The organism is Streptomyces sp. NPDC001513, from assembly GCF_042894695.1.
Taxonomy (GTDB): Bacteria; Actinomycetota; Actinomycetes; order Streptomycetales; family Streptomycetaceae; genus Streptomyces.
Genome location: NZ_JBIAVU010000026.1, coordinates 1 through 25,121, shown reverse-complemented (window position 1 = coordinate 25,121; position 25,121 = coordinate 1). Strand labels below are relative to the sequence as shown.

At 73.8% G+C, this 25,121-nt stretch carries 19 protein-coding genes; 10 read left to right on the top strand and 9 right to left on the bottom strand.

The window, feature by feature from the left end:
* The first annotated feature begins 95 nt into the window (after positions 1–95).
* The 3 genes from ACFYZ4_RS38875 to ACFYZ4_RS38865 all read left to right on the top strand — a co-directional run bounded on the left by ACFYZ4_RS38875 (position 96) and on the right by ACFYZ4_RS38865 (position 7,581).
* Entirely contained in the window at positions 96–1,601 is a 1,506-nt protein-coding gene (locus tag ACFYZ4_RS38875; protein WP_390786222.1) for a hypothetical protein, read from the top strand.
* Between the two features lie 289 nt (positions 1,602–1,890).
* Positions 1,891–2,793 carry a hypothetical protein gene (locus ACFYZ4_RS38870; RefSeq protein ID WP_351298884.1) on the top strand — a complete coding sequence of 301 codons (903 nt, stop codon included), beginning with the start codon at positions 1,891–1,893 and terminating at the stop codon, positions 2,791–2,793.
* 54 nt (positions 2,794–2,847) lie between these two features.
* Complete coding sequence (locus ACFYZ4_RS38865) at positions 2,848–7,581, top strand: hypothetical protein (protein ID WP_390786221.1); 4,734 nt, start codon at positions 2,848–2,850, stop codon at positions 7,579–7,581.
* A 147-nt stretch (positions 7,582–7,728) separates the two neighbouring features.
* Here the strand turns inward: ACFYZ4_RS38865 and ACFYZ4_RS38860 are convergent, their stop codons facing one another.
* The gene (locus tag ACFYZ4_RS38860; RefSeq protein WP_390786220.1) at positions 7,729–8,181 is read right to left on the bottom strand and encodes a hypothetical protein; all 453 of its coding nucleotides are present in this window, start codon (positions 8,179–8,181) and stop codon (positions 7,729–7,731) included.
* Positions 8,182–8,570: 389 nt separating this feature from the next.
* Here ACFYZ4_RS38860 and ACFYZ4_RS38855 point away from each other — a divergent pair, with 389 nt between their 5' ends.
* The 4 genes from ACFYZ4_RS38855 to ACFYZ4_RS38840 are packed head-to-tail and all read left to right on the top strand — an operon-like array spanning position 8,571 to position 12,903.
* Positions 8,571–11,369, top strand: a complete 2,799-nt coding sequence (locus tag ACFYZ4_RS38855; protein ID WP_390786219.1) for a nitrate- and nitrite sensing domain-containing protein — start codon at positions 8,571–8,573, stop codon at positions 11,367–11,369.
* Positions 11,366–11,803, top strand: coding sequence for a roadblock/LC7 domain-containing protein (locus ACFYZ4_RS38850; RefSeq protein ID WP_030016314.1), 438 nt, complete (start codon positions 11,366–11,368; stop codon positions 11,801–11,803). Before ACFYZ4_RS38855 ends, ACFYZ4_RS38850 begins: the two co-directional genes overlap by 4 nt.
* A 10-nt stretch (positions 11,804–11,813) precedes the next feature.
* Positions 11,814–12,296 carry a DUF742 domain-containing protein gene (locus ACFYZ4_RS38845; RefSeq protein WP_351298873.1) on the top strand — a complete coding sequence of 161 codons (483 nt, stop codon included), beginning with the start codon at positions 11,814–11,816 and terminating at the stop codon, positions 12,294–12,296.
* A complete protein-coding gene (locus ACFYZ4_RS38840) occupies positions 12,277–12,903 on the top strand; it encodes an ATP/GTP-binding protein (protein WP_030706636.1) in 627 nt (208 codons plus the stop codon). The genes ACFYZ4_RS38845 and ACFYZ4_RS38840 overlap by 20 nt, the downstream gene beginning before the upstream one ends.
* 170 nt (positions 12,904–13,073) lie before the next feature.
* Here the strand turns inward: ACFYZ4_RS38840 and ACFYZ4_RS38835 are convergent, their stop codons facing one another.
* The 4 genes from ACFYZ4_RS38835 to ACFYZ4_RS38820 are packed head-to-tail and all read right to left on the bottom strand — an operon-like array spanning position 13,074 to position 15,859.
* Positions 13,074–14,267, bottom strand: coding sequence for a lipid-transfer protein (locus ACFYZ4_RS38835; protein ID WP_390786218.1), 1,194 nt, complete (start codon positions 14,265–14,267; stop codon positions 13,074–13,076).
* Positions 14,264–14,719, bottom strand: a complete 456-nt coding sequence (locus ACFYZ4_RS38830; protein WP_390786217.1) for a Zn-ribbon domain-containing OB-fold protein — start codon at positions 14,717–14,719, stop codon at positions 14,264–14,266. Before ACFYZ4_RS38830 ends, ACFYZ4_RS38835 begins: the two co-directional genes overlap by 4 nt.
* Before the next feature lie 32 nt (positions 14,720–14,751).
* On the bottom strand, positions 14,752–15,120 hold the full coding sequence (locus tag ACFYZ4_RS38825; RefSeq protein WP_390786216.1) for an Mpo1-like protein: 369 nt from the start codon (positions 15,118–15,120) through the stop codon (positions 14,752–14,754).
* A gap of 13 nt (positions 15,121–15,133) precedes the next feature.
* The gene (locus ACFYZ4_RS38820; RefSeq protein WP_390786215.1) at positions 15,134–15,859 is read right to left on the bottom strand and encodes a M15 family metallopeptidase; all 726 of its coding nucleotides are present in this window, start codon (positions 15,857–15,859) and stop codon (positions 15,134–15,136) included.
* An 11-nt stretch (positions 15,860–15,870) separates the two neighbouring features.
* Between ACFYZ4_RS38820 and ACFYZ4_RS38815 the strand changes: the two genes are divergently transcribed.
* Positions 15,871–16,383: an NUDIX domain-containing protein gene (locus ACFYZ4_RS38815; protein ID WP_390786214.1), complete on the top strand. Its 513-nt coding sequence runs from the start codon at positions 15,871–15,873 to the stop codon at positions 16,381–16,383.
* Positions 16,384–16,604: 221 nt separating this feature from the next.
* On the opposite strand, the gene ACFYZ4_RS38810 is transcribed toward ACFYZ4_RS38815, so the two are convergent.
* A complete protein-coding gene (locus tag ACFYZ4_RS38810) occupies positions 16,605–19,037 on the bottom strand; it encodes a TIM-barrel domain-containing protein (protein ID WP_390786213.1) in 2,433 nt (810 codons plus the stop codon).
* Between the two features lie 244 nt (positions 19,038–19,281).
* Between ACFYZ4_RS38810 and ACFYZ4_RS38805 the strand changes: the two genes are divergently transcribed.
* Together ACFYZ4_RS38805 and ACFYZ4_RS38800 are read left to right on the top strand one after the other, a co-directional pair.
* The gene (locus tag ACFYZ4_RS38805) at positions 19,282–21,258 is read left to right on the top strand and encodes an acetoacetate--CoA ligase (RefSeq protein ID WP_351298853.1); all 1,977 of its coding nucleotides are present in this window, start codon (positions 19,282–19,284) and stop codon (positions 21,256–21,258) included.
* 74 nt (positions 21,259–21,332) lie between these two features.
* Positions 21,333–22,244 (top strand): hypothetical protein, encoded by a 912-nt coding sequence (locus tag ACFYZ4_RS38800; protein ID WP_390786212.1) that lies wholly within the window; start codon positions 21,333–21,335, stop codon positions 22,242–22,244.
* Positions 22,245–22,304: 60 nt separating this feature from the next.
* Here ACFYZ4_RS38800 and ptsP read toward each other — a convergent pair whose 3' ends face one another.
* The 3 genes from ptsP to ACFYZ4_RS38785 form a co-directional block, all read right to left on the bottom strand.
* Positions 22,305–23,975, bottom strand: a complete 1,671-nt coding sequence (gene ptsP / locus ACFYZ4_RS38795; protein WP_351298847.1) for a phosphoenolpyruvate--protein phosphotransferase — start codon at positions 23,973–23,975, stop codon at positions 22,305–22,307.
* A gap of 79 nt (positions 23,976–24,054) precedes the next feature.
* Positions 24,055–24,504: a PTS glucose transporter subunit IIA gene (locus tag ACFYZ4_RS38790; RefSeq protein ID WP_351298844.1), complete on the bottom strand. Its 450-nt coding sequence runs from the start codon at positions 24,502–24,504 to the stop codon at positions 24,055–24,057.
* A gap of 343 nt (positions 24,505–24,847) precedes the next feature.
* Positions 24,848–25,121 (bottom strand): hypothetical protein (locus tag ACFYZ4_RS38785; RefSeq protein WP_390786211.1); only part of this gene is annotated, 274 nt, incomplete at its 5' end.

The following is a 25,121-nucleotide window of genomic DNA, read 5'->3' as shown; positions in this document are numbered from 1 at the left end:
GAGCGTAGAGCAGACGTCCGACGGTCAGGCCGGGGACGATCCGGCCGAACCATGCCGTTTGGGATGTTGTCAGCAACAGCGCCTAGTCTTTGTCCGTGACTCTCCCAGCCCCGGCGAAGACCCTCCCGTCCCCGGCGCCGGGCCCGGCCGCCGACGAGGGCCTGGCCCGGCGGCTTCGCGCCCTCGCCTGCACCGCCCCGCTGCACGACCTCGACGTACGCAAGGCCAATCTGGCGGGCGAGTACGGGATCTACGCGATGGCGGAGGTCGCGCTGGCCGCGATCGACCTGGTCACGCTCAACATGGACTTCGACACGGGCGCCGACCACGAACAGATAGTGGCCAGGCTGCTGCCGCGCGTCGCGGCCCAGGCCCCCTCCCGCCCGGCGGCCGAGCACGAGCGGGTGGCCCGCTGGGTGCTGGAGAACCTGATCAACGTCGGCAGCGTCGACCGCGGCTTCCGCGCGATCTACGGCACCTTCGGCCCGGACGGGGTCTACGTCCGCCGCGACTACGACTTCAAGCTGATCGAAGAGGTCCCCGGCTACGGCGGCGTCGTCTACCTGCGCACCACCGACGAAGCCGTCAACGTCCTGGTCGGAGCCCTCGACACCGACGTCACCAGCGCCCAGATCGCCGCCGAGGTCAAGCTGGAGGTGCTGATCAGCCGCGGGCGGCTGGCGGACGCCCAGCTGGCCGCCGAACAGGCCCGCTACCGGACCGTCCAGTACGCCGAGACCCTGCGCCGCACCCTGGACGCGACCCGGCGCAACGTCCGCGCGGTGGACTGGCTGCAGGCCGTGCCCGACATGATCGCCGAGGCCCTCGACCACGTCGCCGACCGCTACCGCCACGAGAACGCGATCCTGACCAACATCCGCAAGGCGCGCGACGAGGCCGAGGAGCCGGAGAGCAAGCGCCGCGCCGCCGAGCTCGTCGACATCGTCAAGGACTGCATCCGCCGGCACACCCAGCTCCAGTCCCGGCTGCTGGACGCGGGCCCGCTGTTCCGCGCCGAGCAGGACCGCCAGGCCTTCGCCGCCCCGGCGCCGCACTCCGGCATCGACCTGTACGGCCAGCTCGTGGCCCCGCTCCTGCCGCTGCCCCTGGAACAGGCGAGCCGGGTGACCGCCGCCTTCTTCGCCTCCGGCGCGGGGCTGCGCACACCCGTCTCGGTGCGGGTGACCGACCTGGTCGAGATCCTGCTCACCCCGCCCGTGGAGCGCGAGCACCTCGGCGCGGAGATGCCGGAGCCGGACCTCATCGCGACCCCGGACGACAGCCGCTTCAGCGAGGAGCAGCTCGCCGCCGCGAAGGAGCTCCTGGACCTCCCGCACGACGCACCCCGACGGCTGTCCGGGCTCCTCGCGCAGGCCCGCCGCAGCGATCCGGACCTGCCGTACCTGGTGGCCCTGCTGGCCGTGCACGCGGCGAGCCCGGCCGTCGGCACGGCGTACCGGCAGGGGGAGGAGCGGCTGCTCTTCGCGGTGGACGACGGCACGCAGCTCGACGACCCCGAGTTCGGCGGCGCCGACCTCATCGTCGGCACCGCCCTCCTCGACGCCGCCGGCATGGCCGCGGACCGCGCGGAGGCCTCATGACCGCCGTCGCCTCGGCCCAGCCCCTCGCAGCCTCGCCGGCTCCCCATCCAGCCCCTCCGGCGTTTGAGGAGCGGGGTCTGGGGCGGAGCCCCAGGAAACCCGGCTCCGCCGGGCACCGGGCGCTGCCCGGACCCTCCCCCAGCTACCGCTGGGAGGTGCCCCCTGCTCAAACGCCGGCGAGGCTGAATCGGGCCGGTCGCCCCGCGCTCGCGTGGGCGGCGGGCCGAGCCCGACCCGGGGCCACCGCCGAAGCCGCCCGCACCATCCGCACCGCCGAGGAGACCCACCCGTGAGCGACCACCACGCCGAGCCCACCGCGTGGAGCGAGCCCGTGCAGCCGGTGACGGCCGCGCCGGCGCAGGGCCCCGCCCCGGTGACCCCGGCGGACGCCGCCGACGCGGCCCGGCTCGTCGCCTTCGGGCTGCAGCCCAAGCTGCTCCCCGCCCGTGACGCCGAGTACGCCGAGCTGCTGCGCCGCTACCGCGAGGACCCCGCCTTCGGCCGCCTCGCCGACGCCGTCGCCACCGGCCTCGGCCTCGTCGTCCTGGAGGTGTCCCCGCGCGCCGGCATGGCCGTGGCCGCCGGCGAGGACTCCGTCTTCGCCGTCCGGATGGGCGACTACGCCCGCCGCACCGCCGCCGACTCCGCCGACCGGTTCCTGCACGGCCTGGCCCACCTCGCCGTCGCCGCCCTCGCCTTCCCCCGCCCCGAGGACCTCGCCGACGACGGCTACATCGGCCGCATCACCGTCAACGGCGTCGACTCCTTCGTCCGGCAGACCTGCCGCCGCCTGGAGGAGCGTGCCGAGGAGACCGGCGAGAACACCGACCCGGCCTCCGACGCCCCCGGCCTGGAGGCCGCCTGGCGCGTCTACTCCCGCCGCAGCGCGACCGGCGCAACCAAGGACGCCCGCCGCCTCGCCGGTTCCACCACCGGCATCGTCGGCAAGGCCGCCGCCTTCCTCACCGACTCCGGTTTCCTCCAGCGCACCGGCGACGAGTCCGGCGGCACCTACCGCACCACCCCCCGCTACCAGCTCCAGGTCCGCGACATGGCGGGCAGCGCGGCCATGGCCGAACTCCTGGAACTCGGCGTGGTCCCCGTCAGCGACGGCTCCGCCACCCTCCTGCCGCCGCCCGAGGGCGACGACCTGGACCTGGCCGCCGATGCCGGGCTCCCCTTCCACGCCTGAGCCACCCGTCCTCCGTACGCCCTGAGTCACCAGACACCACGAGAGTCCGCCGCCATGTACGAGCTGTCCCGGATCCGCCTCTACTCCATCGGGCCCGCCGGTGCGCGCTACGCCGACACCGTGCTCGACCTGCGCGGAGTCGGCGAGCCGGTGCCCTACCCGGCGCCGGCCCAGGCGGAGTTCTTCGAGGACGAGCCCACCGGCCCGCCGCGCCGCCCCGCGCCCGCCGGCGTGCTCTTCCTGGAGAACGGGGGCGGCAAGTCCGTCCTCCTCAAACTGATCTTCTCGGTGATGCTCCCCGGCCACCGCAACACCCTCGGCGGCGCGAGCTCCGGCGTCCTGCGCAAGTTCCTGCTCGCGGACGACTGCGGTCACGTCGCCCTGGAGTGGCAGCACACCCAGACCGGCGAGTGCGTGGTCGTGGGCAAGGTCAGCGAATGGCGCGGCCGCCAGGTCTCCAACGACCCGCGCAAGTTCGCCGAGGCCTGGTACTCCTTCCGCCCCGGCCCGGGCCTCGGCCTCGACAACCTGCCCGTCGCCGAGGCCACCGCCGTGCGCCCGCCCGTCGAAGGCGCCTCCGGCGCCCAGGGCCGCCGCCGCACGATGAAGGGCTTCCGCGACGCGCTCACCGAGGCGGGCAAGGCGTACCCGCACCTCGAGGTGTACTTCGAGGAGATCCACGACCGCTGGAACGAGCACCTCACCGAGCTCGGCCTCGACCCCGAACTCTTCCGCTACCAGCGCGAGATGAACGCCGACGAGGGCGAGGCGGCCGGCCTCTTCGCGGTGAAGAAGGACTCCGACTTCACCGACCTCCTGCTGCGCGCCGTCACCGACACCCGCGACACCGACGGCCTCGCCGACCTCGTCCACGGCTTCGGCAACAAGCTCGGCCGCCGCGCCGAGCTCATGGCCGAACGCGATTTCACCGCGGGCTCGGTGGACCTGCTCACCAAGATCGTCGAGGCCGCGGGGGCCCGCTCCCGGCTGCGCGACGTCCACGCGGGCGCGGAACGCCGTACGCGCACCCTCGCCCGGCGGCTGTCCGCCCGCGCCGCCGACGAGCGCGGCCGCGCCGCCGACCTCGCCCAGCGGGTCACCGCCGCCGCCCACCAGGTCACCGCCGCCGACTCCGCCCGCGCCCGCAGCGCCGCCGTCTCCGCCGAACTCGCCTACCGGCACGCCTCGCTGGCCCTGACCGTCGCCGACAAGGCCGCCGCCGCCCAGCGCCGCGAACTCCTCGAAGCCCGCACGCTGCACTCCGCCTGGCAGGCCGCCGAGACCGTGCTGCGCCACCGCGCCGCCGCCGACCGCTCGGCCCGCGTCGCCGTCGCCATCCGCGAGGCCGAGCGGGACGCCGCCCCCGCGCTGGCCGCGCGCGCCACGGCCGCAGGTGAGCTCGTACGGGCCCTGCACACCGCCGCCGAGCACGGCGAACGGCTCGCCAACGAGGAGGAGGAGCGTTCCGCCGCCCTCCAGGCCACCGGCGAGGACTCCCACCGCGACGCCACCGCCGCCGCCACGGCCGCCCAGCGGGCCCGCAGCGAGGCCGAACACCTCCGCTCGCGCCTCGCCGAGGTCCAGCAGGAGACCGCCGAAGCCGTCCGGGCCGGCTGGCTCGACGACTCCGCCCCCGACGCCGACCCGGCGCGCGCGGCCCTCGCCGCCACCGACGCCGAGAAGACCGCCGTGGCCGCCTGGGACGAGGCCCGGGACGCCGCGCGCGCCGGCGCCGAAGCCGCCCGCGAGGCCGCCGCCGCGGAATCCCGCGCCGAACTCACCGCCGCCCGCGCGGCGGACGCCGCCGAGGCGGCCGAGGCCGCGCACGACGCCGAGTACCGGGCGGCGGCCTCCCTCGCCGCGGCCCCGCGCCTGGCGGAGCTGCTGGGGCTCCCGTCGGTCCCCGACACCTTCGTCCCGCACCCGCGCACGCAGGGAGGCACTTCCGGCGCCCTCGCGGGCACCGCCGCGTCGCAGGCCGCCCAGGCCGGGGCGGCGCACGGCTCCGGCGGACACGGTCCGGCCCAGGCCGGGCCCGCCGGCCGTCCCGAAGCCGCCCCGGGCGGCGGGCTCACCGTCGCGGACCTCGACCGGAACGCCGACGACCTGCGCACCCTGCTCACCGACGGGGTCGCCGCGGCCGAACGCCAGCTGTTCGAGCTGCGCACCGCCGCCGCCGACGACTCCCGCATCCTCGGCGCGCTCGGCGACGGCGGCCTGCTGCCGCCCGGCCCCGACGTCCTCGCCACCGTCGAGTACCTCGGCGAGCACGGCATCCCGGCCCTCCCCGGCTGGCGCTACCTCGCCCAGTCCGTGGACCCCGCCGACCACGCCGCCGTCCTCGCCGCCCGCCCCGAACTCGTCGACGGCGTCGTCATCACCGACCCCGACACCCACAGCCGGGCCCGCGAGGTCCTCTCCGGCGCCGCCCTGCTGCCCCGCTCCACCGTCGCCGTCGGGACCGCGGCCGCCCTGCTGGCGCCCGTACCGCCCGCGGCCGACACCGACACCGCGGTCTTTCTCGTCCCGCCGAACCCGGCCATGCACGACGAGCACGCCGCCGACGAGGAGCGCCAGGCGCTGCGCACCCGCGCCGGCGCCCGCGACACCGAGATCCGCGAGCTCGCCGCCCGCCTCTCCGGCGACCGCGAACTCGCCGCCCGCCTCGCCTCCTGGCGCACCGGCTGCCCGCCCGGCCGCCTCTCCGAACTCGCCGAACAGGCCGCGGCCGCCCGGGCGTTCGCCGAGGAGGCCGACACCGAGCTCGCGGAGGCCCGTACCGTACGCGCCGAGGCCGACGAGGCCGCCGCCGACGCCGCCCGCGTCCGCGACGAGCGCCAGGACACCGCCCAGCGCGCCCGCCGCGTCGCCGACGCCCTCGCCGGCCTCGCCTACCGCCTGCGCGAGCGGGCCGGCTGGCAGGCCAGGCTCCGCGAACTCGCCGACGAGGCCGCCGAGTCCGAGGCCCGCGCCGAGGTCTGCCTGGACCGCGCCCGCGCCGCCGACGAGGACCGCCGCGCCGCCCAGCGCGCGGCCGACGACGCCCGCCGCACCGCCCGCGCCCTGCGCGCCGAGCGCGCCGAGATCGCCGGCGCCCCCGACCAGCTGCCCGACGCCGACGGCCCGCGCGTACCCCTCCCGGACCTCCGCGAGGCCTACCGCGCCGCCTCCCAGCTCTACGAGAAGGTGGGCGTCGGCGCCGACCTGCGCGCCGAACAGGCCCGCGCCGAGAGCGACGAGAGCGCCGCCCTCGCCGAACTCGACCGCCTCACCAACAAGGTCCGCACCCGCGCCGCCCAGCTCCTCGAAGGCACCGACGGCGCCGACGGCCCCTCCCGGCAGGCCGCCGCCGCCCGCGCCGAGTCCCTCGTGCAGATGCTGGAGACCCGCGCGTCCACCGCCAGCGAGCAGCTCGGCCGGCTGCGCGGCGAGGCCGAGCGGCACGCCCCCGCCGAGGGCGAGGCGCACACCGAACTGCCCGAGGAACTGATCCCCGGAGACGTCGAACAGGCCCAGGCCCTGCTCCGTACGGCCACCGCCCAGCTCGCCGCCCACACCGCGGCCGTGGAGGGCGCCCGCGCCGCCCACGCGGACCTGCTGCGCGCCCACCGCACCGCCGAGGACGGCGCCGGCGGCTTCGACGAGACCGCCACCCTGCTGCGCGACCTCCTGCGCGACCACGCGCACGCCGAGGACGAGCAGGAGCCGGTGGCGCACCCGGGCACCCTGGAGGAGGCCCGCCAGTCGGCCACCGAGGCCCGCCGCTCCCTGCGCGGCTGCGCGGCCGACCTCTCGGCCGCCGAGTCCGCGGTGCGCGAGGCGAGCGACATCCTGGTCCGGCACGCCAACGCCACCCGCTACGAGCAGGTACGCACCCCCGCGCGCCAGCAGATCCGGGAACTGCCCGCCGCGGCCCTGCCCGAGCACGCGGCGGCCTGGGCGGCGGCCTTCGCCCCCCGGCTGCGCGTCCTCACCGACGAGCTGGCGCAGCTGGAGCGCAACCGCGACAGCATCGTCGACCGCCTGCGCGGCCTCGTCGAATCCGCCCTGGCCACGCTCCGCTCCGCGCAGCGCCTCTCCCAGCTCCCCGAGGGCCTGGGCGAATGGTCGGGCCAGGAGTTCCTGCGGATCCGCTTCGAGGAGCCGGACCAGGCCACGCTCACGGAACGGCTCGGCGAGGTCGTCGACGAGGCCACCCGCGCGGCCGTGAAGAAGAACAGCACCGCCTCCTTCGGCGAGGGCCGCCGCGACGGCATGTCCCTGCTGCTGCGGGGCGTCCAGGCGGCCCTCGAACCCAAGGGCATCTCCGTGGAGATCCTCAAGCCGGACGCGGTGCTGCGCGCCGAACGCGTCCCCGTCGGCCAGATGGGAGACGTCTTCTCCGGCGGGCAGCTGCTGACCGCCGCGATCGCCCTCTACTGCACGATGGCGGCGCTGCGCAGCAACGACCGCGGCCGCGACAAGCACCGCCACGCGGGCACGCTGTTCCTCGACAACCCGATCGGCCGTGCGAACGCCACGTACCTGCTGGAGCTCCAGCGGGCCGTCTCCGATGCGCTGGGCGTCCAGCTGCTCTACACGACGGGCCTGTTCGACACCACCGCCCTCGCCGAGTTCCCGTTGGTGATCCGGCTGCGCAACGACGCGGACCTGCGGGCTGGTCTGAAGTACATCAGCGTCGAGGAACACCTGCGCCCGGGTCTGCCGCAGCAGTCCCCGGAGGAGGAGACCATCCACGGCGAGATCACGGCCACCCGCATGTTCCGCCGCAGCGGCGTCGCTTCCTGAGGCGCACCTCGCACCGCTCGGCGCCGGGGCGCCTCACGGGCTTCGGCCCGTTGCGCCGGACTCCGTCCTCCGGAGGGCGGGCGGCAGCCGCGCCGGGCAGGTGACCTCGGCCGGCCCCGCCGCAGGCGGGCAGAGGCCGGGCCGCCGTCAGCGCGTGGTGTACGGCCCGGAGGCGGCCAAGGGGCCGTCCTCGCGGGGTATTCGCCCCGGGGCGGCCTCGCGCGCGCCGCGGGCCGCCCTGCGGGCCTCGCGGCGGCGCCGGCGCGCCGTGCTGCTCGGCGCCGAGAGGACCCCGTACCGCTGGTTCCACATCTGCCGGGTGATCAACACGTCCAGCACGCCCCAGGTGGCCACGATCGTCCCCGCGATCGCGCAGAGCGCCATCGGCAGGGCCAGCCAGGACCCGGTCAGGGTCAGGAAGAACGTGATCGTCGCCTGGGTCAGGGTCACGGCCACGATCACCACCGCCCGCACCGCGGATGTCCGTACCGGATCGGGCATCCGGCGCCGGCGGGCCGGCTCCTCCACCCACAGCCCCCGCCCCGCCACCCCCGCGTACGCCCCCGAACCCGCCCCGCCGCCACCCTCGTCACTGCTCATGGTCCGCTCACTCCCCACGCCGCGGTTCGCCATGTCCATCCACCACGTCTACCCCCGACGCGGCCCTCGCACAGACAGACGTCCGACGGCGCCGAGAGATTCCCGAACCGCCCCGGATCCCTCCACAGGCCGCGATGATCGCGGAACAAACAATTCCAGCCATCCATCAGGTTGCGGGAACTGACGCCCCACCAAGTGTCATCTGCCACATATCGGGCCGCACTTGACCGGAAGTGTCGGACAACTGGTGATCTTCCTCCGGGGGTCAGGCCGAAAACGTCCGGACACGCCTTCGAACCTGCTGCGGAGCAGTAGTAGGCTCACGCCGTTTAAATGACGGAACACCGACCCCCGGTAACGGGGTTGACCTGGGGGAGGCTGGGGAGGCCATGCGCTTTCGCGGGAAGTCCATCCGCCGGAAGATCGTGGCGTTGCTCCTTGTGCCGCTCGTCTCCCTGACCGCCCTCTGGGGCTTCGCCACGGTCATCACCGGTCGTGAGGCACTCCAACTCCTCGACGTGGCCTACGTGATCGACAAGGTCGGCTACCCCGTCGAGGACGTCGTCCGCGTCATCCAGAAGGAACGGCGCCAGACCCTCGTCGTCCTCGGCGACCCCCGGGCCGCCACGGCCACCGCCGAACTCACCAAGCGCCGCGCCGAAACCGACCAGGCCGTCGAGCAGATCAGCGTGAGCGCGCGCGACCCCAAGGTCATCGACGAGCTGAGCTCGCAGAGCTCCCAGCGCCTGAGCTCCATCGTCGCCGCCTTCCAGGGCATCGGCGCCATGCGCCGCTCCGTCGACCAGAACGCCCTGGACCCCACCCAGGCCCTGGAGCTCTACAGCCGGCTCATCGACCCCTGCTACGACTTCCTCATGAACCTCCACGGCCTGGACAACGTGGAGGTTGACAAGGAGGGCCGCGCCCTCGTCGGCATCAGCCGCGCCCGCGAACTGCTCGCCCGCGAGGACGCCGTCGTCGCCTCCGCCCTCGCCGCGCGCAACGTCACCGCACCCGACGTGCGCCAGGTCTCCGACCTCGCCGCCAACCGCACGCTGCTCTACGAGTTCAACCTCGTGACCCTCCCCGCCGACGACCGGGAGCGGTTCGAGCTGTACTGGAAGGACGCCCAGAGCAAGCCCCTGCGCGACGCCGAGGAACGGTTCATCGCGGGCGGCGCCGTCAACAAGCCGCGCAGCGTGACCGCCGCCCAGTGGGACGAGGCCGCCCTCAAGGTCCTCGACGACCTCGCGGCCATGAACACCGCCGCCGGCGACCGCTACCAGCAGCGCATTGAACCCGTGGCCATGGACGTCATGGTCCAGGCCGCCGCCGCCGGAGTGCTCGGCTTCATAGCCCTGATCGTCTCCCTGGTCCTCTCCGTCCGCATCGGCCGCGACCTCGTCCGCGACTTGTCCCGGCTGCGCAAGGAGGCCCACGAGGCCTCCGGCGTCCGGCTGCCCAGCGTGATGCGCCGCCTCGCCGCCGGCGAGCAGGTGGACGTGGAGACCGAGTCGCCCCACCTCGAATACGAGAAGGACGAGGTCGGCCAGGTCGGCCAGGCCCTCAACACCCTCCAGCGCGCCGCCGTCGAGGCCGCCGTCAAACAGGCCGACCTGCGCCGCGGCGTCTCCGAGGTGTTCGTCAACCTGGCCCGCCGCAACCAGGTGCTGCTGCACCGCCAGCTGACGCTCCTCGACACCATGGAACGCCGCACCGAGGACACCGAGGAGCTCGCCGACCTCTTCCGCCTCGACCACATGACCACCCGCATGCGCCGCCACGCCGAGGGCCTGGTGATCCTCTCCGGCGCCGCGCCCTCCCGTCAGTGGCGCAAGCCCGTCCAGCTCATGGACGTCGTACGGGCCGCCGTCGCCGAGGTCGAGGACTACGAGCGCATCGAGGTGCGCCGGCTCACCCGCCTGGGCATCGTCGGCCCCGCCGTCGCCGACATCACCCACCTCATCGCCGAACTCCTGGAGAACGCCACGGTGTTCTCGCCGCCGCACACCGCGGTCCAGGTGCTCGGCGAGCGCGTGGCGAACGGATTCACCCTGGAGATCCACGACCGCGGCCTCGGCATGACCCCGGAGGCGCTGCTCGACGCGAACCTCCGGCTCGCCGAGACACCCGAGTTCGAACTCTCCGACACCGACCGCCTCGGCCTGTTCGTCGTCAGCCGCCTCGCCCAGCGCCACAGCGTCAAGGTGGTCCTCCAGCCCAGCCCGTACGGGGGCACCACCGCGGTGGTCTTCCTCCCCGTGGCGCTGCTCACCGAGGCCCCCGAGACCAACGGCAACGGCGTGCGCCTCGACGGCCCCCGCGAGGCCGCCCCGTCCCTACGGGCCGGCGGGCCCGCGCCGGCCGCGGTGGAGCGTGCCGCTTCCGGCCGCCCGCTGCCCGCCGCCGAACTGCGCGGCCCGGTCGAGCTGGAGGCCCCGCTCGCGGGCCGCGGCCTGGACCCGCTGGACGGCCTCGACGACCCCGCGGCCCCGGACGAAGCCGCCGCCGGGATCGCGGGCCGCCCCGGCGCCGCCGGCCGCCCCGTCATGGCCACCCTCGACGACGAGACCCCGCCGAACGGCACCCCCCGCAGCGCCCTGCTGGGCCTGCGCCCGGCCGACCGGCCGCACACGGACCGGCATACCGAACGCAACGGCGCCCGCAAGGGCGACCGCGACCGCGACTCGCTCGCTCCCACCGGACCCGTCCGGCTGGAGACCCAGCGCGTGGAGACCCAGCGCGTGGAGGCCTCGCGATCCGACGGCCCCCGCTCTGCGGGGGCCGTACCGCTGCCGCGCCGCCGCCCCGCGCCGACCCTGGTCGCCGAGCACGGCCGCCGGGTGGAGCGTCCGGTGTCGGTGGTCCCGCAGCCCACCCCCGCCTCGGCGGCCGGATCCGGTGACACGGACCCCGCACCCGGACCGGGCACCGGCGGGCTTCCCCGCCGGGTCCGCCAGGCCAGCCTGGCACCCCAGCTCAAGAAGTCCCCGTCCGCCGCACCCGCCGAAGCCGCCGCCGACCAGGTGGCCGACCGCGACGCGGAAGACGTACGCACGCGCATGTCCGCACTCCAGCGTGGCTGGACGGCCGGCCGCAACCAGCACGCACCGCAGCAGTCCGGCACCGAGGCAGGCACCTCCGCCGCCGAAGGCCCCGGATTCGAGAACGAAGGGGACGGTCGATGACCGCACCGCAGACCGGCAACGACACCAGGGGCCGCGGCTCCGGCCCGCTCAACTGGCTCCTCGACGAGCTCGTCGACCGGGTCGGCTCCATCCGCAAGGCGGTGGTCCTCTCCGGCGACGGCCTGCCCACCGGCAGCTCCAAGGACCTGACCCGTGAGGACAGCGAGCACCTCGCGGCCGTCGCCTCCGGTTTCCACAGCCTGGCCAAGGGCGTGGGCCGGCACTTCGACTCCGGCCGGGTCCGCCAGACCGTGGTCGAGCTCGACGAGGCCTTCCTCTTCGTCATGGCCGCGGGCGACGGCAGCTGCCTGGCCGTGCTGGCCGACGCCGACTCGGACGTCGGGCAGGTCGCGTACGAGATGACGCTGATGGTCAAGCGAGTGGGCGACCACCTGGCGACCGCCCCGCGCACCGGGCTGCCAGCCGGAGGGTGAGTCGTACGGCATGAGCGAATCAGGCCAGGACCACTCCACCCACACGGACACGGATACGGACACCGACATCGCCGACGGTTTCGGCTTCCCCGTCGACCCGTCGGCCGACGGACCCGAGCACGCGCACTGGTTCGACGACGACGCGGGTCCCGTCGTACGCCCGTACGCCATGACCCGCGGCCGGACCAGCCACGCGGGTCAGCACCGCCTCGACCTGATCGCGCTCGTCGTCGCCGAAACGGCGGCCGACGATCCGGTCTGGGACATGACCCTCTCCCCGGAACACGCCCACATCCTCGGGCTGTGCCGGGGCGGACCCCAGTCGGTCGCCGAACTCGCGGCCGACCTCGACCTCGCGGTCGGCGTCGTACGCGTCCTGATCGGCGACCTGGTCGACGAGGAACTGGTCCACGTGACCAGGCCGGTACCACCGGCCGAACTGCCCGATGAATCCATTCTGCGTGAGGTGATCGATGGCCTTCGGGCGCTTTAGCCGCACCGGTGCCATGCACGCGGTGTCGCCGGTCGAACCGCTGACCTTGAAGATCCTGGTCGCGGGCGGCTTCGGGGTGGGCAAGACCACCCTGGTCAGTGCGGTGAGCGAGATCAGACCGCTCCGGACCGAGGAACGGCTCTCCGAGCCGGGCGTCGGCGTCGACGACACCGGGGGAGTGGAGGGCAAGAGCACCACCACCGTGGCCATGGACTTCGGGCGCATCACCCTCCGAGAGGACCTGGTGCTGTACCTGTTCGGCACGCCCGGACAGGACCGCTTCTGGTTCCTGTGGGACGAGCTGGCGCAGGGCGCGCTCGGCGCCGTGGTCCTCGCCGACACCCGCCGCCTCGCCGACTGCTTCGCGGCCGTCGACTACTTCGAGCGGCGCGGGATCCCGTTCGTGGTCGCCGTCAACTGCTTCGACGGCGCCGACCGGCACCCCGTGGTGACCGTACGGACCGCACTCGACCTCGACCCCGGGGTGCCGGTGCTGCTGTGCGACGCACGCGACCGGGAGTCCGTGAAGGACGTGCTGGTGGGGGTCGTGGAACACGCGATGTCCCTGGCGCGCGAGCGGCGCCGCAGCCTCTCGGCGGGCGCCTGACGGGCGGCCCGTACGAGGGGCCCGACATCGAGGCGACCCGTACCCCCGCCGACTGGGGTACGGGCCGCAGCTCTCACGGGGGGTTCGGGGTCCCGGTCGCGGCGCGGGACTGTGGAGCGAGTGTGAACCTGCCGCAGGGGGCCGTCAAGCGTTCGGACAACACGAGCTGTTCAGCGCACGGCGACGACGGCAGACCCGTGCCCGAACAGCCCCTGATTGGCCGTGATCCCGGCCCTCGCCCCCGGCACCTGCCGGTCCCCGGCCGTCCCGCGCAACTGCCACGTCAGCTCGCACACCTGCGCGATGGCCTGCGCCGGCACCGCCTCCCCGAAGGAGGCCAGCCCGCCACTGGTGTTGACCGGAATCCGGCCGCCCAGCGCCGTCGCCCCCTCCCGGACGAGCTTCGCCCCCTCGCCCTCCGCGCACAGCCCGATGTCCTCGTACCAGTCCAGTTCGAGGGCGGTGGACAGGTCGTACACCTCGGCGAGCGACAGCTCGTCCGGCCCGAGCCCCGCCTCCTCGTACGCGGCGCGCGCGATCGAGGCCCGGAAGGAGCCGGCCGCCGGGTCCACGGCCACCGCCGAGTCGGTGGCGATGTCCGGCAGGTCCAGCACCGTCCGCGGATACGTGGGCGTCACCGTGGACACCGCCCGGATCCGCACCGGATCGGCCACCCCGCGCGAGCGCGCGAAGTCCATGCTGCTCAGCACCAGCGCCGCACCCCCGTCGGAGGTGGCGCAGATGTCGAGCAGCCGGAGCGGATCGGCGACGATCGCCGAGGCCGCGACCTCCTCGGCGGTGACGGCCTTGCGGTAGCGGGCGTTCGGATTGAGCACCCCGGCCGCCGCGTTCTTCACCTTGACCTGCGCGAAGTCCTCCGGGGTGTCCCCGTGGACCGCCATCCGGCGCCGGGCGTACAGCGCGAAGTACGCCGGGTTGGTGGCGCCCAGCACGCGGAACCGCAGCCAGTCCGGATCGTCCGGCCGATCGCCGCCCGCCGGGGCGAAGAACCCCTTGGGCGCCGCGTCCGCACCCACCACGAGGACCACGTCGGCCAGGCCGGCCAGGATCTGCGCGCGGGCCGCGCCGATCGCCTGCGCCCCGGAGGCGCAGGCCGCGTACACGCTGGTCACCCGCGCGCCCTGCCAGCCCAGCGCCTGCGCGAAGGTCGCACCGGCCACGTAGCCCGGATATCCGGAGCGCACGGTGTCGGCGCCGACGATCGACTGCACGTCCGTCCAGTCCAGCCCGGCGTCCGCGAGCGCGGCCCGAGCGGCGGTCCGTCCGTACTCGACGAAGCTGCGGCCCCATTTGCCCCAGGGGTGCATGCCCGCCCCGAGGACGGCGATGTCGGCGACGCTCATGCCGTCCCTCCCACCGGCTTGAACCGCCAGGTGGTCCAGACGGTGCCGGAGTCCTCGTTCAGTACGCCGCCCACCACCTCGACCTCCGTCCCGACCGCCAGATCGGCGACCCCCACTCCGGGCGCAGCCTGACCCAGCACGACCATCCCCTCGGCCTCCAGCTCCACCGCGACCAGCGTGTACGGCTCCCAGGGCGCGTCCGGGTCGGACACGTACGGAGCGGGCGGCCGGTAGCGCCCGTCGGTGTAGGACCAGACGCGCCCCCGCGGGGACAGCGGCACCTCGGCGAGCTCGCCGCCGCCCGGGCAGTGCGGATTGCGGCAGTACGCGTCCTCGCGCGGGAAGAACACCGCGGTGCAGGCCGAGCACCGGGTGCCGAGCAGCCGGAAGCCGCCGTCCGGACCGTTCTCGGTGAACCACCCGTTCACGACGGGTGTGCGTGTGCGTGCCAAGACCCCTCCCAAGCCAGACTTCTGACGGATCGTCAGAAGTCTGTCACGGGCGGGCACCCCTGGCACGGGTTCTCGGCGAGCCACTTCCGGGCGATCTCGCCCAGCTCCGCGTCCCGCCCGGCCAGCATCATCCGGATCATCTGCGCGTCCCCGCGCAGCGACCACCCCGGATTGCCGAAGGTGGCCGGGTTGTTCCCCTCGATCAGAAAGTGCGCCGGCCAGGCGGTCCCGTACCCGATCAGGGGGAGCGCGGCGAGGTAGCGCTTGCGGCCGCGCGCCAGCCCGTAGGCCGTCATGGCCAGACCGGTGAGCGTGCCGGCGAGGTGGATCCAGCGGGTGGCGGCCCGGGAGTGCATCGCGACGTAATACGGCCAGAATTCCTCGTACGAGCTGAAAGTCATGCGGGCACGGTACTCACGGCCGCACGGCGGCGACAGTGACGGGGAAATCGAAATACGTGTCCGGATACGCCTCAGGCTTGTACGTGAAGTGCCACCACTCCTCGGGAAGGTTCACGAACCCCTGCTCGGCCAGCGCCCCCTTCAGCAACTGCCGGTTGGCGCGGGCGGCGCCCGTGATCCGTGGATCGTCGGTGTGCGAGAGCGGATCGAAGAAGTCGAAGGCCGTCCCCATGCCGACCTCCCGGCCCGAGAGTTCCTCCAGGGTCACGTCGAGGGTGCTCCCGCGGCTGTGCCCGGACTTCTCCGCGATGTACCCCTCCGGAATCAGCCGGTCCCGCTCCACGTGCGGGTAGAACTCCGCCTTCCGCGCCCGGTCCTGCGGGCCGTCCGCCTCCCGCGCCCACCGCACGAACCGGTCCACCGCCCGCTGCGGCCGGTAGCAGTCGTACACCCGCAGCGCGTAGCCGCGCCGCAGCAGCCCCCGCTGCGCCCGCCGCAGCGCCTCGGCGGCGGGCCGGGCGAGCAGGCACACCGGCTCCTCGTACCCGTCCACCACCGCGCCGGTGAAATTCCGCGCACCGGCGTACCGCATGTCCTGCCGGACACTCGGATCCACCTCGCGCAGCGCCACGAACCCGGGCCCCGAGCCGGAACCGGCACCGGGCCCGGAGGGCGCCGCCCCGCCGGCCAGCACCGCGAGCACACCCACAACAGCCGTCATCCGCATACCCCTTGGCATACCATCGCCGGATGCCGGCACAGCTGAAGGACTCGCACTGCTCCACCTGCGGAGCGCCGTACTCCACCCATGCGTGGCCCCGTACCTGCACCGCCTGCGGGGCGACCGCCTACCGCAACCCGCTCCCGGTGGCCGTCACCCTCCTGCCCGTCGAGGATGTTGACGGCACCGGCCTCGTGGTCATCACCCGCACCATCGAACCGGCCCTCGGCGGCATCGCCCTGCCCGGCGGCTTCATCGACTTCGGCGAGGACTGGCGCGACGCCGTCGTCCGCGAACTCCGCGAGGAGACCGGCATCACGGCCCCGGCCTCCGAGGTCACCCTGGCCGACGCCCTGAGCTCCCCGGCGGGCCACCTCCTCCTCTTCGGCCTCCTCCCGCCCCGCCCCGCCGCCGACCTCCCGGCCTCCAAGCCGACGGACGAAACCACGGGCTGGCACATCCTCCACACCCCGTCCCCCCTGGCCTTCCCCCTCCACACCCAGGCCGCCACCGCCTGGTTCGCAGGCAAATACACCTCGTAGCCGCCATTCCAGCCTCGCCGGCGTTTGAGGCGCGGGGCCCGGGGCGGAGCCCCGCTCCTGAACCCGCACCCGCCCCCTCACCCCGGCCACCAATCCAGCCCCGTCGGCACCGTTCCAGCGCCGCCGGGCGCAAATCCAGCCTCGCCGGCGTTTGAGGCGCGGGGCCCGGGGCGGAGCCCCGATCCCGCACCGGCACCCACCCCCTCGCCCCGGCGACCGCCCTACAACCCCCGCACGGTGACCCCCTCGACGGAGTCGCCCGCCTCGGTCTCCACCACCACCTCGTCCCCCGCCCACCGCACGGTGTACCGCTCGACCGTGCCCGCCTCGAACCCCGGCCCCGGGTCCCGGATCACCACCCCGCCACCCGTACGCCCCCGCGCCGGCGCCCAGACCTCCAGCTCCACCCCGCCGCCGGAGGCGGCCCGTACCGGCAACAAGGCCCCCGCACGGGCCAGCACCGGGATCCGCCCCTGCGGTGCGTCCAGCAGGATCTGGCCCGGACCCTCGTACGCCGCCCCGGTGGCCGTGTCGTACCACCGGCCCCGCGGCAGCCGTACCGCCCGCCGGTCCGCCCCGCACTCCAGCACCGGGGCGACCAGCAGCGCGTCACCCAGCAGGAACGCGTCCTCGCAGTCCCGCAACCGCCGGTCCTCCGTCGCCCCCCACCACAGCGGCCGTACGTACGGGGCACCCGTCCGCCGGGCCAGGTGCGCCAGCGTCACGAAGTACGGCCGCAGCCGCTCCCGCTCCGCCATCACCTCCGCCGCCTGCCGCGCCACCTCGGGCCCGAACTCCCACGGCTCCCGCCGCCCCGCCCAGATCGCCGAGTGCGTCCGGAACAGCGGCAGGTAGGCCCCCAGCTGCAGCCATCGAACGTACAACTCCGGCGACGGCGACCCGCCGAACCCGCCCACGTCCGGCCCCGAGTACGGCACCCCGCACAGCCCGAGTCCCAACACCAGGGCCAGCGACGCCCGCAGCCCCTCCCAGCTGGTCTCCACATCGCCCGACCAGGTGCCCCCGTACCGCTGCATGCCCGCCCAGCCCGACCGGGAGAACAGGAACGGCCGCTCGGCCGGCCGCAGCCGTACCAGCCCCTCCCACCCCGCCCGCGCCATCCCCAGCGCGTACACGTTGTGCCCCTCGCGGTGGTCCCCGCCGGCCCCGTCCATCGCGTGCCGCGCCGACCGCGGCAGCGTGGCGTCCCCGAACGGCGCGAACGACACCGGCTCGTTCATGTCGTGCCAGAAACCCGCGAAGCCCTGCGCGAGCCGCTCCTCGTACAGCCCGCCCCACCACTCCCGTACCGCCGGATCCGTGAAGTCCGGGTACGCGCACTCGCCAGGCCACACCTCACCGCGCACCTCCTCGCCCCGCGCGTCCCGCACGAAGGCGCCCTCCGCCCCCACCGCGAGCCCCGACGCGTGCACCGCGTCCCCCGCCTTCACCGCCGGATCCACGATCGAGACCAGCCGCACCCCCCGCTCCCGCAACTCCCCGGCCAGCCCGGGCAGATCGGGGAAGGCCTCCTCGTCCACGGTGAACACCCGGTGCCCGTCGTAGTGGTCGATGTCCAGGTGTACGGCCGACAGCGCGAGCCCGCGCGACGCGTACCCCTCGACCACCCGCCGCACCTCCGTCGCGCTCCCGAACCCCCACCGCGCGTGCTGGTACCCCAGCGCCCACTCCGGCGGCACCGCGGCCGCGCCCGTCAGCCCCGACCAGCCCTGCAGCACCCGCGCCGGCGTCCCCACCAGCACCCAGCACCGCAGCGGCCCGCCCTCCATGCGCAGTTCGCTCGCCCCGGGGCGGTCCGCGCCCGAGCCCGCGCCCTCCTCGCCCTCCCGCAGCACCACCCGCCCGTCCCACGAGTTGTCGTGGAACACCAGGTGCGTGCCCGCGTCCGCGACCACCATCTGCACCGGCATCGTGAGGTACAGCGGATCGACGCCCGGCCCGAAGCCCCCCTTCGGGTCCGTGTTCCACAGCCGGTACGCCCCGTCCCGCAGCCGCGGCCCGGCGGCCCGCCCGCCCAGTCCGAAGAACCGCGCGTCGGCCGCCACCTCACTGCGCTGCACCCACCGCCCCCCACCAGAGCCCAGCCCACCAGAGCCCACCCCGCCGGGGCCGGCGCGGTGCGTCCCGCCCGAAGCGGATCCGGCCCCCACCGCAGCCTCCCCGGCGAGGGGAACCGGCTCCCACCACCGCGGCGGCGCCTCCCGCCGCAGCACCGTCCCGCCCGGGGTGCGCACCTCCACCGCCCCGTGCCGGGACACCGCCACCGTCACCCGCTCCGACACCACCCGCCAGCCGCCCCCGGTGTCCGGCTCCAGCACCGCCCGCGGATCCGGCTCCGGCCCGTCGCCCACCACCGCGTACGAGGGCGTCGGCCCGGCCCCGTCCCAGCCCCAGAACACCGCGCCGCCCGCCATGACCCGTACCAGCAGCTCCGAGCGCGCGAACCGCAGCACACCCCCGCCCGGGCGGGACTCCGTACCGGTCAGCAGCCCCGGCACGCGCGCCCGCTCCGCGCCCCGGCGCGGGAGCCCCACCGCATCCGCACGCCGGTGGCGCCACGCCGCACGCCAGGCGCGCCGCCCGCGCTCCGAACCGATGTCCTTCACCGCACGCACCAGATCACGACCGTCCATGGAGATCACCCTGCCACCGGCCTCCGGCCGAAGGTGCTGCGTTCAACTGTCGTTCACCCGTGGGGCGACCGCCCGCGACCAGCGGCGGCCCACATACCGCCGACCCCGTGAGCGGCGATGACGACTCTGGTGCGACTGTCGATCACATGGCATCGTCCCTGTGAGCCGTCGCGCGGACACCCACCGGGCGATGGCACCGTACGCACACGAAGCGCGAGCCGCAGACTTGACCGGGAGCCGACCCATGACCTCAGCCACGCAGCCGGAACCCCTCTGGGCGCCGGGCCCCGACCGGATCGCCGCGGCCCGCATCACCGCCTTCCAGGCCTGGGCCGCGACCCGCTTCGGAGCCCCCGCCGACGGCGGCTACCCCGCCCTGCACCGCTGGTCCGTCGACGAGCTCGACACCTTCTGGCAGGCCGTCGCCGAGTGGTTCGACGTCCGCTTCACCACCCCGTACGAGTCCGTCCTCGCCGACCGCTCCATGCCCGGCGCCCGCTGGTTCACGGGAGCCACCCTCAACTACGCCGAGCACGCCCTGCGCGCCGCCGAGGACCCGGCCCGCGCCGACGACCCGGCCCTGCTGTACGTCGACGAGACCCACGAGGTCACCCCGGTCACCTGGGCCGAGCTCCGCCGCCAGGTCGGCGCGCTCGCCGCCGAACTGCGCGCCCTCGGCGTACGCCCCGGCGACCGGGTCAGCGGCTACCTCCCCAACATCCCCGAGGCCACCGTCGCCCTCCTCGCCACCGCCGCCGTCGGCGGCGTCTGGACCTCCTGCGCCCCCGACTTCGGCGCCCGCAGCGTCCTCGACCGCTTCCAGCAGGTCGAGCCGGTCGTCCTGTTCACCGTCGACGGCTACCGCTACGGCGGCAAGGAGCACGACCGCCGCGACACCGTCGCCGAACTCCGCGCCGAGCTCCCCACCCTGCGCGCCGTCGTCCACATCCCGCTCCTCGGCACGCCCGCCCCCGACGGCGCCCTCGACTGGTCCGCCCTCACCGCCGCCGACGTGGAGCCCGTCTTCGAGGCGGTCCCCTTCGACCACCCCCTCTGGGTCCTCTACTCCTCCGGTACGACGGGCCTGCCCAAGGCCATCGTCCAGTCCCAGGGCGGCATCCTCCTCGAACACCTCAAGCAGCTCGGCCTGCACTGCGACCTCGGCCCGGAGGACCGGTTCTTCTGGTACACCTCCACCGGCTGGATGATGTGGAACTTCCTCGTCTCCGGACTGCTCACCGGTACGACGGTCGTGCTCTACGACGGCAGCCCCGGCTACCCCGACACGGGCGCCCAGTGGCGCATCGCCGAGCGGACGAAGGCCACCCTCTACGGCACCTCCGCCGCCTACGTCATGGCCTGCCGCAAGGCCGAGGTCCACCCGGCGCGCGACTTCGACCTCTCCGCCGTGAAGTGCGTGGCCACCACCGGCTCCCCGCTCCCGCCCGACGGCTTCCGCTGGCTCCACGACGAGGTTGCGGAGGACCTCTGGATCGCCTCCGTCAGCGGCGGCACGGACGTCTGCAGCTGCTTCGCCGGCGCGGTCCCCACCCTCCCCGTCCACATCGGCGAGCTCCAGGCCGCCTGCCTCGGCACCGACCTGCAGTCCTGGGACCCGTCCGGCAAGCCCGTCATCGGCGAGGTCGGCGAACTCGTCGTCACCAACCCCATGCCCTCCATGCCGATCCACTTCTGGAACGACCCCGACGGCAGCCGCTACCGCGACAGCTACTTCGAGATGTTCCCGGGGGTCTGGCGCCACGGGGACTGGATCACGATCACCGACCACGGCTCGGTGATCATCCACGGCCGTTCCGACTCCACCCTCAACCGCCAGGGCGTCCGGATGGGCTCCGCCGACATCTACGAGGCCGTCGAGCGGCTCCCCGAGATCAAGGAATCCCTGGTCATCGGCCTGGAGGAGGCGAACGGCGGCTACTGGATGCCGCTCTTCGTCCACCTCGCCCCCGGCGCCACCCTCGACGAGGACCTGCGCGCCCGGATCAAGGCGACGATCCGCGAGGAACTCTCCCCGCGCCACGTCCCCGACGAGATCATCGAGGTCCCTGGCATCCCGCACACCCTCACGGGCAAGCGCATCGAGGTCCCGGTCAAGCGGCTCCTCCAGGGCGCCCCCCTGGCCAAGGCGGTCAACCCGGGCTCCGTGGACAACCTCGACCTCCTCCACTTCTACGAGGAGCTGGCCCGCACCCGCGGCTGAGGCGACCCAACCGTCACTGTCAGTGGTGACGATTACTCTGAGTGAGCAGTAGATCGCATCACTCAGGGGGAGCCATGCCACCGCGCAAGAACGACCACGACCACGACACCGACAGGCGCCGCACGCTGCGCCGCGAGGTCCCCAGCACCCTCGGCCTGCTGGCCGACGCCGGGGACTTCGCGGCCATGTGCGGCTACCGCAGCTTCACCTTCGACCACCCCGCCGACTACACCGAGTACCTCCGCCACGTCGACGGCCTGCTCCGGTCCCTCGCGGCCCGCGGCATCCACACCACCGTCGCCCTCTTCGACCCCGACGCGTACGCCGCGTACTGCGGGGAACACGGCCTCGATCCCGACACGGCCGACACCCGTACCCGCTTCACCGCGGAACTGGCCGGCGGCAGCGCCGTCCTGCCCTACAGCGGCCAGCCCGTCGACGAGATCGTCCCGCTCCTCATCGACGAGGCGGTCCGCCAGGCCACCTGGGAGTACGCCACCACCCTCCTCGCCGGGATCGGCCGCTGCGCGGACTGCGGCGAGGACATCGGGCACGCCTCCTTCGACCGCGCCACCGACGCGCTCAAACGCCTCGTGGCCGGCGCCGGACCCGGCCACCACCACTTCGTCTGCAGCATCCCGACGGAAGCGGAACAGCTCGTCGCCGTCCTCCACGCCGACACCACCGGAGATCCGGACACCCCACCACGCATCGAGGGCCGCGAAAGCCTCGACTTCGTGACGGTCCTCGCCGCCGGGCTCGCCCAGGGCGGACCCGGGGGACTGGTGGTGCGGAGCACCACCGAAGGCCACCGCGACCGGGTCCACGGCTGGCGCCTGGACCGCGGCCGCCTCACCGCACTCTCGGCCGCGGCCGTCTTCAACGCCTACTGCACCGACGCCGACACCGGGGAGCCCGTGGCCCCGGAATCCGGGGTCGAATACTGCCCCGGCTACGAGGTCGACGACCCCGGCCCGCACCACTGAACGACCGAGGGGCCCTCGCCACCGGCGAAGGCCCCTCGATCCACACCACACCCCGTCCGGCTACTCGCCGGAGAGCACCGCCTGCGCGGCCAGGCGCGCCTCCTCGGCGCTGTCCGCCGCACGGGCGGCCGCCGCGGCACGCTCGCACTGGGCGAGCGTGTACTTGGCGAGCGTCGCCCGCACATAGGGAATCGACGCCGCACCCATCGACAGGGAGGTGACACCCAGACCCGTCAGCACACAGGCCAGCAGCGGATCCGAAGCGGCCTCACCACAGACACCGCAGCTCTTGCCCTCGGCCCTGGCGGCCTCGGCCGACATCGAGACGAGGTCGAGCAGCGCCGGCTGCCACGGGTCCTGCAACCGCGACACCGCTCCGACCTGCCGGTCGGCGGCGAAGGCGTACTGCGCGAGGTCGTTCGTGCCCAGCGACAGGAACTCGACCTCCTGCAGGATCGAGCGCGCCCGGAGCGCGGCGGAGGGGATCTCCACCATCGCGCCGAACTTCGCCTTGAGGCCCGCCTCACGGCAGGCGTCCGCGAAAGCCTTGGCATCGGTGCGGTCGGCGACCATCGGGGCCATGACCTCGAGGTAGACCGGCAGCCCCTCGGCTGCCTTGGCCAGCGCGGTGAGCTGCGTACGCAGCACGTCCGGGTGGTCGAGCAGCGAGCGCAGCCCGCGGACGCCCAGTGCCGGGTTCGGCTCGTCGGCCGGGGTCAGGAAGTCCAGCGGCTTGTCGGCGCCGGCGTCCAGCACCCGCACGACGACACGACCCTCGGGAAACGCCTCGAGCACCTTGCGGTACGACTCGATCTGCTTCTCCTCGGACGGCGCCTTCTTGCTGTCGTCCAGGAAGAGGAACTCGGTGCGGAACAGACCCACACCCTCCGCGCCCGCCTCGACGGCCGCCGGCACATCGGCGGGACCGCCGACATTCGCCAGCAGCGGCACCTTGTGACCATCGGACGTCGCACCCGGACCCGACGAGGCGGCAAGAGCCGCCCTGCGCTCGGCGGCCGCGGCCGCCAGCTCCGCCTTCTTCTCGGCGGTGGGCTCGACGAACAGGTCACCGGTGCTGCCGTCGACGGCGATGACCGTGCCCTCGGCGATCTCACCGGCACCCGGCAGCGCCACGATCGCCGGCACGCCCAGCGCCCGCGCGAGGATCGCGCTGTGACTGGTCGGCCCGCCCTCCTCGGTCACGAAACCGAGGACGAGCGCCGGGTCCAGCAGCGCCGTGTCGGCGGGAGCCAGGTCCCGCGCGATCAGCACGTACGGCTCGTCGCTGTCGGGCACACCCGGCATCGGTACACCGAGCAGCCGCGCCACGATGCGGTTCCGTACGTCGTCCAGGTCGGCCACCCGGCCGGCCATGTACTCGCCGGCCCCCGCGAGCAGATCGCGGTAGGAGGCGAAGGCGTCGTACACGCCCCGCTCGGCGGTGCTGCCGACGGCGATCCGCCGGTCGACGTCCGCCATCAGCTCGGGGTCCTCGGCGATCATCGCCTGGGCCTCGAGCACGTGCTGGGCCTCGCCACCGGCCAGCTGGCCACGCGCGATCAGATCGGCCGCCACGGCACTCACGGCCTGACGGGCGCGCCCCTGCTCGCGCTCCGCCTCGTCCGCGGTGATCTGCTTGGCCGGCGGCTCGAGAACCGCCGTGCCCATGTGCCGCACCTCGCCGATCGCCACACCGTGGCTCACGCCGACGCCTCGCAGCGTTGTCTCCATTTCACCCGTCTCCGGTTGAGCGGCGGGCCGAGCCGCCGCGGTGGATGTCCGACTCATTCGCCCGTTGCGGGCGAAAGCGTCACTGCCAGCTGAAGAGAGCGTCGTCAGCCTTCACGTCGCCGGAGTCGACGACGTCGGAGAGGGATTCGGCCGTCGCCTCAAGTGCCACCACGGGACAGATGGGCGACTTGCCGGCGGCCTCGACGGCAGCGGGGTTCCAGCGGATGACGGCCTGGCCGCGGGTCACGGTGTCGCCCTTGTTCACGAGCAGCTCGAAGCCCTCGCCGTTGAGCTGAACCGTGTCGATCCCGAGGTGCGTGAGTACGCCGTGGCCCTCGCTGTCGACTACTACGTACGCGTGCGGGTGCAGGGACACGACCACACCGTCGACGGGGGACACCGCCTCCGAGGGCTCGCGCACGGGATCAATGGCGGTGCCCGGTCCCACCATCGCGCCGGAGAACACCGGATCCGGCACTGCCGCGAGTCCGATGGCGATCCCGGCAAGTGGGGACGTCACGCTGGTCATGGGGGCCTCCCAGGGGTGGGGCTCATCGTGTCGCCGTCACTGCCTGTCGCGAACGGCGTACTCTTCTGAAGGATATGTCACTTGATGTTCGGGTTCGCCCGATGTTGGTCCTGATCCGGGCTGGCCCTTCGGCACGGAGACTAGTGGACTAGACCGGTGGACTAGACCATACGCCTGAATCGATTTGCTTGGGCACCATGGGGCCTGTACTGTCGTGACTCCCGCCAGGACGCCTCGTGTGAACTTCTCGCGAACGGCAGATGGACGGGCCTCCTCCTCTTCATCAACGATCTTGAACTCCTTTCTGTCTTTTCGTATGCCCTTTCGGTAATACGGCGAGTGGTCAAGGGGCCGGGAAATCGCTGATAGAGTCGGAATCGCCGGAAAGGGAAAGCGCGAAAGCGTTGGAACTGGAAAGCACCGAGGAAGTCGGACACGAAAGAGTCTGATAGAGTCGGAAACGCAAGAACACAGAACGAAAGCCCGGAGGAAAACCCGCGAGGGTGAGTACAAAGGAAGCGCCCGTTCCTTGAGAACTCAACAGCGTGCCAAAAATCAACGCCAAAAGTTGATACCCCGTCCATTTCGGTGGATGAGGTTCCTTTGAAAAAGACCTG